We start from the raw sequence: 6,121 nt of genomic DNA on the forward strand, positions 1-6,121 counted from the left end.
CATTTGGAACCACCAAACTTCACTCCTCGCGCCTTGATTGACGCCGTGCCTGACGAAACAGAGCATTGCTGCATAGTGTTAACAGGCCCTAATTGAAATCCCGTACCCCCCGCGAGCAACAAACGCATCCATGGCAGCCGATTCCGGAACCAGTGCCGGAAAACCGACACAGAGTTCTCCCTTATTGCGGCTCGGGCTGCCCAAAGGCAGCCTGCAAAGCGCTACCCTGGAGCTCTTGCATCGGGCCGGATATAATTTTTCGACGCGCGAGCGATCGTACTTCCCGTCCACAGACGACGAGGAACTGCGGGCCATGCTGGTTCGCGCCCAGGAGATGGCGCGATATGTCATGGACGGAGTATTCGACGCAGGTATTACGGGCAAGGACTGGGTGCTCGAAACGCAGTCGGATGTGCACCCGGTAAGTGATCTGATCTACTCGAAAACAAGCATGCGCCCCGTACGATGGGTGCTTGCCGTTCCGGAAGATTCCGATATCCGCTCCGTAAAAGACCTCGAAGGAAAGCGCATTGCAACCGAAGTCGTTCACATTGCACGCACATGGCTTCGCGAAAATGATGTGAATGCCGATGTCGAGTTTTCATGGGGAGCCACCGAGGCAAAATGTCCCGATCTCGTGGACGCTATCGTCGAGGTTACCGAGACGGGCTCGTCGCTGCGCGCCAACAAACTTCGCATCGTGGATGTACTGATGCACTCGAATACGCAGCTTATCGCCAACCGGGAAGCATGGGAAGACCCGTGGAAGCGGCAAAAGATCGAAAATATTGCCCTGCTGATGCAAGGTGCGATCCGGGCTGAGGGGCGTGTTGGACTCAAACTCAATGTACAGCGTGATCGCGTGAAGCAGGTCATCGGGATACTCCCCGCCTTGCGCATGCCGACCGTTTCGCCGCTGGCGAACGGAGACGACTGGGTAGCCATCGAAACGGTCATTGAAGAACAGCATGTACGGCGCCTCATTCCCGAACTCAAGCGACTCGGCGCCGAAGGTATCATCGAGTATGCGCTGAACAAAATCATTCCGTAGCAACGGCGGCCTGCCGCAACAGGCATGACGCATCCGGTCTCCACTCCATTTTACAGCCTGCCCGGGGTGGTCTTTCTCCCCCGGCGCCTTGCGGCAAGCATCTTGTGCCTTGCGGTATCCGCACTTACTGCATGCAGCGGCAATGCACCGCCCCCCGTCCCCGGTACCACCATGGTGGCCGTGCTGGCCGAAATGCATCTGTTGCAAGCCCGGGAAGAACTAACGGAGATCAACACCAGGGAGGTTCAAGATTCCCTCCTCGCTGCCCATGGCCTCGACAGCACAGCCTGGGCGAACGCCATTGCCTGGTACACGTCGCATCCGGAAACCTTTGTCGGGATATACGGGCGGGTCGTCGATACGCTTCAGGTGCAACAAATGCCTGAGATCGAGGCGGATTAGGGCCCGCAAAGCACCGCTGCATAGTGTTAACAGGCCCTATATCATGAAGGCGCCTCAAGAATCGATGTAGCCTTCGCCGTGAGTTCAAAGGCGCCTCCCGGTGAATGGAGCTGCCGAAGATACCCCTCGTTGATCAGCCAACCGAGCAACTGATCGACCCGGTATACGGGCGTGCGCATACCTTCCAGCCATTCTCCGCGCGGTTTGCCGTCAGCGATCTGACGCAACAATCGTTGGACGATGAGCGCATCCAGAGGAGGCGGCTCGAATGCTTCGTGGCGCCCGAGGCATACGTCACATGTGCCGCATCGCTCCGGAACGGTCTCTCCGAAGTACGTCAGCAGAAAGTGGCGGCGGCATGTTGTCGTACATGCAAAACGGATCATCTGGTCGAGTTGCGCTTCCGCCCGCTTGCGGGCGGCGCGTACCCGCTCGCCGTCGATCGGAAGGCGGGCGCTGCGGGCATGTAAAAAGGCGACGCGCACTACCTGATCCGGAGAGATCCAATCCAGCAATTGGTGTCTTTGCAGGTACTCCATGCCTTTCAACAGATGTTCGAGGGGAAGCCCCGTCCGGCGAACAAGCATCCGGATGTCAATCTCCCGCCAATCCGAAAAGGCCCCTGCATCCACCGTGCGCAATAGCGTCCGGACAAACTCCGTCAGGGAGGCATTGGCATGCCCCTCGGTGTATTCCCGAAATGCCGAGACGGATTGCCGGAAATGAATCAGTCCGGCATGCCCCCGCTGCGGGAGCACCCGCCATGCATTCTGACGCGCAAGGAGCGTCACGGCGGTGTTTATTTTTCCTGCAGAAAACCCCGTAAGCCGGGCGATCGGCCCGATGCGAACAGGCACAGGCGAATCCATCTCGGCCCCCACCGCCAACTGCGCCAGATTGCACACCGCATCATAGACCTTCCTGACTTCCTTCGACGTCGGATGACTCTCCTCAATGAGCCTGCGCGGCGTTTCCTCGTCCCCCTGATGGTACAGGAGCGTGGCCCAGGACGTTTTTCCATCCCTTCCTCCACGCCCCGCCTCCTGGTAATACCCTTCGAGCGTGCCGGGCAGATCAACATGAATGACGAAGCGAACATCCGGTTTGTCAATACCCATGCCGAAAGCGTTGGTCGCCACCATGATCCGCTGATCGCCGCGGATCCATCCGTTCTGCACGCGCTCGCGCACGGAACCTTCCATCCCGCCGTGATAAAATGCGCAAGACTGATTGCGCCGTGTAAGCCAGTCAGCCCACCGCTCGACCCCCTTGCGGGTACTCGAATACAGAATGCCGGAACCCGGAACACCGTCGAGGATGTCCAGCACTTTTGATCGCTTGTTTTCTGTCCGAAAAACGGACCAGACGATATTCGGGCGGTCAAACCCCCGAACGATGCGTTCCGGACGACGCAGCGCCAGATGTTCGACAATGTCCCTGCGCACGTTGGGGGTAGCCGTCGCGGTGACCGCAATGGTCGGCGGATCCCCCATGTGCTTGCGCGCAGCGGCAATCTGCAGATAGGAAGGCCGGAAATTGTGCCCCCACTCGGAAATGCAGTGTGCTTCGTCCACGGCAAGCATGGAAATGTTCATACGCGCAGCCCGCACAGCGAACGCCTCCGAAGAAAGCCGTTCGGGAGCCAGATAAAGAAGGCGGTACTGCCCGTGCTCGGCAGCGAGCCAGCGCTGTTCTATCTCGCGCCGGGGCAATGCGCTGTTGATGTATGTGGCCTTGACGCCATGAGCCTGCAGCCCCGCCACTTGATCCTGCATCAGGGCGATCAACGGGGAAATCACAAGGGTGAGGCCGTCGTGGAGGAGAGCGGGAACCTGATAGCAAATGGATTTACCCCCGCCGGTGGGAAGAATGGCCAGCACATCCCGTCCTTCGACAATGGGTCGAATGATGTCCCACTGACCGGGACGAAAGTCATCGTATCCCCAATGCTCGCGGAGAACGCGACGGGCATCTTCGTATGATGGATACCTCCCTGCCATATCGTTCGAACGATACTGCGTGCAACTCGTTGGATACTTGCGAATGCCTGCCCGCTCCCCGGATTCGCAGCGAAGATACGACCTTACAAAAGAAAGCCCAACCGGTATGGCGGACGTACGCCCCCGCGTGTCCATTATTGTGGTTACCTGGAATGCATTGCCGCTCCTGAAGCAATGTTTTCCTTCCGTAGCAGCGACCGACTACGAAAATCTGGAGATTATTCTGGCCGACAATGCCTCGGACGACGGCTCAATCGAATGGATTCGCAGGCATTTTCCGAATATCCGCGTACTGCGCTATACGGAAAACCAAATGTTTTGCCGAGGCAATAACGAAGCGATCCCGCATGCTACGGGAAAATATGTATTGCTGCTGAATAACGACGTGGCTGTGCCGCCAGGCTGGCTTAATCCACTCGTGGATGAATTGGAAACATGTGAAGACATCGCGGCCGTACAGCCCAAGGTATTGCAATACGAGGACCGATCCATGTTCGAATACGCTGGCGCCTCGGGAGGATTTATGGATCGACTGGGATATCCCTTCGCTCGCGGGCGCATTTTTTTCCGGTTGGAAAAGGACTGCGGGCAATACGACGAACCTCGCGATATTTTCTGGGGTACGGGTGCGGCGCTTCTGCTCCGCCGATCTGCCCTTGACAAGGTGGGATTGCTGGATGAGCGCTTCGAAATGCACATGGAAGAAATCGACTTGTGCTGGCGGTTCCAGCGGGCCGGGTACCGAATCCGCGTACAACCCGCCAGTGAAGTGTATCACATCGGTGGAGGATCACTACGCCGGGGAAACCCCCGGAAGGTCTATCTGACATTCCGGAATAATCTGCTGATGCTGTACAAAAACCTGCCGGAGCCCGAATGGAAACGGGTTTTTGCGGCGCGATGCGCACTGGACGCGGCTGCGGCCGCACGCGCACTGGTGTCAGGGCACCCCACCGAATATACCGCTATCATGCGGGCATACACCGATGCACACCGAATGAAGAACTCCTGGAATTGTGGCACTATCCGACCGGAAACGCTTTCGGAAACCGTGCTGCCCTCCTACAGAAACAGTATCGTCATCGATTATTTCCTGCGGGGACGGCGGCGCTTCGACGTACTGCCGAAGAAGGCCTTCGTGTAATCTTTGTATGGAGTCCGGATGGATGGATAGGCCCATCCCCCGTCATGCATCTCCTTCTCTGTCTCCTTCTCTGTCAGTCTGTGATCGGAATGGCGGGCTGAGTACGCCTGTGGTACAGTACTACGAAGGCAATAGCAACCAACACCACCAGCATCCCAACCATGGCGATGGTACTCGGCACTTCGTCGAATATCACGTACGCAAGCAGAGAAGCACCTACCGGCTCAATGAGCCCCAGCAATCCGATCAAGGCAGCCGAAAAATAGCGTACGGCGTAATTGAAGGACCCATGCCCCATGATCTGCGGCCCCAGCGCGAGACCCGCACACAGCAAATAAAATAATGGGGGGAAACCCCACAAGGGGGCATTAAGAAGGAGAGCAATGAGCAGTGTTGTAGCAGCGGCCACGGTATACAATGGAAACACATAAGCCAGCCAGGAACGCTTCTGACGCACGACCCGGCCCACAAGAAGGTACACACTGAAAAAGAACGAACCGAGTAAGGCCAAACCATTGCCGAAAAGCGTTCCTGCGCCGCTCCCTTCAAGCATGTCCCCCACACCGATTGTTGCTGCTCCCGCCACAGCCAGCAGAATGGCTCCATTGATCGGTTTCGAGAGCCGCTCCTTCAGAAATATGTAGCCGAGCACCGCCAAAAAAACAGGACTGGTAGTGACAAGCACCGATGCCGCTGCTACCGTCGTGTGATAGAGGGACTCGATCCATAGCACAAAATGCATCCCAAGCAGCACGCCGGCCGACAGAATCAGATACCATTCGCGCCGTTCGAACGCTTTTATCTCAGCCCGTGCACGCACCCACGCAAACGGCGCCAGGGCTACGGTCGCCATCACCGTACGCCAGACAGCAACCGTCAGACCATGCGCTTCCCCTCCGATTTCACTCCCTGCAAATCGAATGAGGATAGGACTGAACGAGAAACTCATCATGCCGGCAGCAAGCACCCAATACACCAAAGCCGGCCTGTGTTCCTTGTGCATCGCGCAGTTCCCGATTCCTGCCCGCGTTCAGCGGATACGATTCGCTGAACGCAGCAACTCGATATCCGACCGGATAGCCCGTCGGGCCAGCCAGAAGAACGCATAGGCGCAAACAAGTAACGCCATCGTGACCATTCGCCAGGTCGTGTCCGTACCTGAAGATGAGACAGATACGTCAGAAGCGCCCCCAATATACATAGCTACGGCGAACAGGGCCATCAATATCAGCGTGCAAATCTGCGCCAGGAATGCCAAGGTATGCTGACGCTTCCGATCTCTGTACATAAAAATGGAAATCACGCCGAGTAAACCGGCCAACCCGCCTACTCCAAACACCCCATGAACGTATCCGGGAAACACCCCGAAGACGGTAGCGGCCCCGAAGAAAAGAACCGCACCGAGGGCCAACGAACCCAGGAGCAAATACACCGACTGTTTGCGCTGAATCATAGCTTCAACTTAGGGTCTGTTAACACTATGCAGCGGCGCTCTGCGGGGCATATTTTCCTGCCAGGCCAGGC

The 6,121-nt window shown here is 57.3% G+C and carries 6 protein-coding genes; 3 read left to right on the top strand and 3 right to left on the bottom strand.

The window, feature by feature from the left end; all coding sequences use genetic code 11:
* Positions 1-130: 130 nt before the first annotated feature.
* Positions 131-1,051, top strand: coding sequence for an ATP phosphoribosyltransferase (locus tag F4Y00_04585; GenBank protein MYE04231.1), 921 nt, complete (start codon positions 131-133; stop codon positions 1,049-1,051).
* 24 nt (positions 1,052-1,075) lie between these two features.
* On the top strand, positions 1,076-1,453 hold the full coding sequence (locus F4Y00_04590; protein MYE04232.1) for a DUF4296 domain-containing protein: 378 nt from the start codon (positions 1,076-1,078) through the stop codon (positions 1,451-1,453).
* 41 nt (positions 1,454-1,494) lie between these two features.
* On the opposite strand, the gene F4Y00_04595 is transcribed toward F4Y00_04590, so the two are convergent.
* Positions 1,495-3,453, bottom strand: a complete 1,959-nt coding sequence (locus tag F4Y00_04595) for a RecQ family ATP-dependent DNA helicase (GenBank protein ID MYE04233.1) — start codon at positions 3,451-3,453, stop codon at positions 1,495-1,497.
* A 106-nt stretch (positions 3,454-3,559) separates the two neighbouring features.
* On the opposite strand from F4Y00_04595, the gene F4Y00_04600 reads away from it, so the two are divergent.
* Complete coding sequence (locus F4Y00_04600; GenBank protein ID MYE04234.1) at positions 3,560-4,597, top strand: glycosyltransferase family 2 protein; 1,038 nt, start codon at positions 3,560-3,562, stop codon at positions 4,595-4,597.
* A 73-nt stretch (positions 4,598-4,670) separates the two neighbouring features.
* Here F4Y00_04600 and F4Y00_04605 read toward each other — a convergent pair whose 3' ends face one another.
* Entirely contained in the window at positions 4,671-5,600 is a 930-nt protein-coding gene (locus F4Y00_04605) for a DMT family transporter (protein ID MYE04235.1), read from the bottom strand.
* 27 nt (positions 5,601-5,627) lie between these two features.
* Positions 5,628-6,050, bottom strand: coding sequence for a DUF4293 family protein (locus tag F4Y00_04610; GenBank protein ID MYE04236.1), 423 nt, complete (start codon positions 6,048-6,050; stop codon positions 5,628-5,630).
* Positions 6,051-6,121: the final 71 nt, after the last annotated feature.

The sequence above is a fragment of the Bacteroidetes bacterium SB0662_bin_6 genome, from assembly GCA_009839485.1.
In the GTDB taxonomy this organism is placed as follows: Bacteria; Bacteroidota; Rhodothermia; order Rhodothermales; family VXPQ01; genus VXPQ01.